Source organism: Enterobacter cloacae complex sp. 6730903 (assembly GCF_048283985.1).
Classification (GTDB): Bacteria; Pseudomonadota; Gammaproteobacteria; order Enterobacterales; family Enterobacteriaceae; genus Enterobacter; species Enterobacter hormaechei_C.
In genome coordinates this window covers 1-3,193 of the sequence record NZ_JBLVXX010000092.1, presented here as the reverse complement: position 1 = coordinate 3,193, position 3,193 = coordinate 1, and the positions used below count along the sequence as shown (strand labels likewise).

Genomic DNA, 3,193 nt, shown 5'->3' with positions numbered 1-3,193 from the left:
TTTGCTCTTTAAAAATCTGGATCAAGCTGAAAATTGAAACGACACACAGCTCATGTGTGTTCGAGTCTCTCAAATTTTCGCAATCAGAAGTGAAACATCTTCGGGTTGTGAGGTTAAGCGACTAAGCGTACACGGTGGATGCCCTGGCAGTCAGAGGCGATGAAGGACGTGCTAATCTGCGAAAAGCGCCGGCGAGGTGATATGAACCCTTGACCCGGCGATGTCCGAATGGGGAAACCCAGTGCAATCCGTTGCACTATCGTTAACTGAATACATAGGTTAACGAGGCGAACCGGGGGAACTGAAACATCTAAGTACCCCGAGGAAAAGAAATCAACCGAGATTCCCCCAGTAGCGGCGAGCGAACGGGGAGCAGCCCGGAGTCTGAATCAGCTTGTGTGTTAGTGGAACGGTCTGGAAAGTCCGACGGTACAGGGTGATAGTCCCGTACACGAAAGCACACTTGCTGTGAACTCGAAGAGTAGGGCGGGACACGTGGTATCCTGTCTGAATATGGGGGGACCATCCTCCAAGGCTAAATACTCCTGACTGACCGATAGTGAACCAGTACCGTGAGGGAAAGGCGAAAAGAACCCCGGCGAGGGGAGTGAAAAAGAACCTGAAACCGTGTACGTACAAGCAGTGGGAGCCTCTTTATGGGGTGACTGCGTACCTTTTGTATAATGGGTCAGCGACTTATATTCTGTAGCAAGGTTAACCGTATAGGGGAGCCGAAGGGAAACCGAGTCTTAACTGGGCGTTAAGTTGCAGGGTATAGACCCGAAACCCGGTGATCTAGCCATGGGCAGGTTGAAGGTTGGGTAACACTAACTGGAGGACCGAACCGACTAATGTTGAAAAATTAGCGGATGACCTGTGGCTGGGGGTGAAAGGCCAATCAAACCGGGAGATAGCTGGTTCTCCCCGAAAGCTATTTAGGTAGCGCCTCGTGAACTCATCTTCGGGGGTAGAGCACTGTTTCGGCTAGGGGGCCATCCCGGCTTACCAACCCGATGCAAACTACGAATACCGAAGAATGTTATCACGGGAGACACACGGCGGGTGCTAACGTCCGTCGTGAAGAGGGAAACAACCCAGACCGCCAGCTAAGGTCCCAAAGTCATGGTTAAGTGGGAAACGATGTGGGAAGGCACAGACAGCCAGGATGTTGGCTTAGAAGCAGCCATCATTTAAAGAAAGCGTAATAGCTCACTGGTCGAGTCGGCCTGCGCGGAAGATGTAACGGGGCTAAACCATGCACCGAAGCTGCGGCAGCGACACTATGTGTTGTTGGGTAGGGGAGCGTTCTGTAAGCCGTTGAAGGTGTGCTGTGAGGCATGCTGGAGGTATCAGAAGTGCGAATGCTGACATAAGTAACGATAAAGCGGGTGAAAAGCCCGCTCGCCGGAAGACCAAGGGTTCCTGTCCAACGTTAATCGGGGCAGGGTGAGTCGACCCCTAAGGCGAGGCCGAAAGGCGTAGTCGATGGGAAACAGGTTAATATTCCTGTACTTGGTGTTACTGCGAAGGGGGGACGGAGAAGGCTATGTCAGCCGGGCGACGGTTGTCCCGGTTTAAGCATGTAGGCGGAGGTTCCAGGTAAATCCGGTACCTTTTAACGCTGAGGTGTGATGACGAGGCACTACGGTGCTGAAGTGATAAATGCCCTGCTTCCAGGAAAAGCCTCTAAGCATCAGGTAACACGAAATCGTACCCCAAACCGACACAGGTGGTCAGGTAGAGAATACCAAGGCGCTTGAGAGAACTCGGGTGAAGGAACTAGGCAAAATGGTGCCGTAACTTCGGGAGAAGGCACGCTGATGTGTAGGTGAAGCCCCTGCGGGCGGAGCTGAAATCAGTCGAAGATACCAGCTGGCTGCAACTGTTTATTAAAAACACAGCACTGTGCAAACACGAAAGTGGACGTATACGGTGTGACGCCTGCCCGGTGCCGGAAGGTTAATTGATGGGGTTAGCTGTAAGGCGAAGCTCTTGATCGAAGCCCCGGTAAACGGCGGCCGTAACTATAACGGTCCTAAGGTAGCGAAATTCCTTGTCGGGTAAGTTCCGACCTGCACGAATGGCGTAATGATGGCCAGGCTGTCTCCACCCGAGACTCAGTGAAATTGAACTCGCTGTGAAGATGCAGTGTACCCGCGGCAAGACGGAAAGACCCCGTGAACCTTTACTATAGCTTGACACTGAACACTGGTCCTTGATGTGTAGGATAGGTGGGAGGCTTTGAAGCGTGGACGCCAGTCTGCGTGGAGCCAACCTTGAAATACCACCCTTTAATGGCTGGTGTTCTAACGTAGACCCGTAATCCGGGTTGCGGACAGTGTCTGGTGGGTAGTTTGACTGGGGCGGTCTCCTCCCAAAGAGTAACGGAGGAGCACGAAGGTTGGCTAATCCTGGTCGGACATCAGGAGGTTAGTGCAATGGCATAAGCCAGCTTGACTGCGAGCGTGACGGCGCGAGCAGGTGCGAAAGCAGGTCATAGTGATCCGGTGGTTCTGAATGGAAGGGCCATCGCTCAACGGATAAAAGGTACTCCGGGGATAACAGGCTGATACCGCCCAAGAGTTCATATCGACGGCGGTGTTTGGCACCTCGATGTCGGCTCATCACATCCTGGGGCTGAAGTAGGTCCCAAGGGTATGGCTGTTCGCCATTTAAAGTGGTACGCGAGCTGGGTTTAGAACGTCGTGAGACAGTTCGGTCCCTATCTGCCGTGGGCGCTGGAGAATTGAGGGGGGCTGCTCCTAGTACGAGAGGACCGGAGTGGACGCATCACTGGTGTTCGGGTTGTCATGCCAATGGCACTGCCCGGTAGCTAAATGCGGAAGAGATAAGTGCTGAAAGCATCTAAGCACGAAACTTGCCCCGAGATGAGTTCTCCCTGAGACTTTAAGTCTCCTGAAGGAACGTTGAAGACGACGACGTTGATAGGTCGGGTGTGTAAGCGCAGCGATGCGTTGAGCTAACCGATACTAATGAACCGTGAGGCTTAACCTTACAACGCCGAAGATGTTTTGGCGAAGAGACGAAATTTTCAGCCTGATACAGATAACAGAATTTGCCTGGCGGCTTTAGCGCGGTGGTCCCACCTGACCCCATGCCGAACTCAGAAGTGAAACGCCGTAGCGCCGATGGTAGTGTGGGGTCTCCCCATGTGAGAGTAGGGAACTGCCAG

2 rRNA genes are annotated in these 3,193 nt (G+C 53.1%); both read left to right on the top strand.

The features are described from left to right. The first annotated feature begins 111 nt into the window (after positions 1–111). A 23S ribosomal RNA gene (locus ACNQ0W_RS24590) occupies positions 112–3,015 on the top strand. A gap of 64 nt (positions 3,016–3,079) precedes the next feature. After that, positions 3,080–3,193 (top strand): 5S ribosomal RNA (gene rrf, locus ACNQ0W_RS24585); the annotation flags it as partial.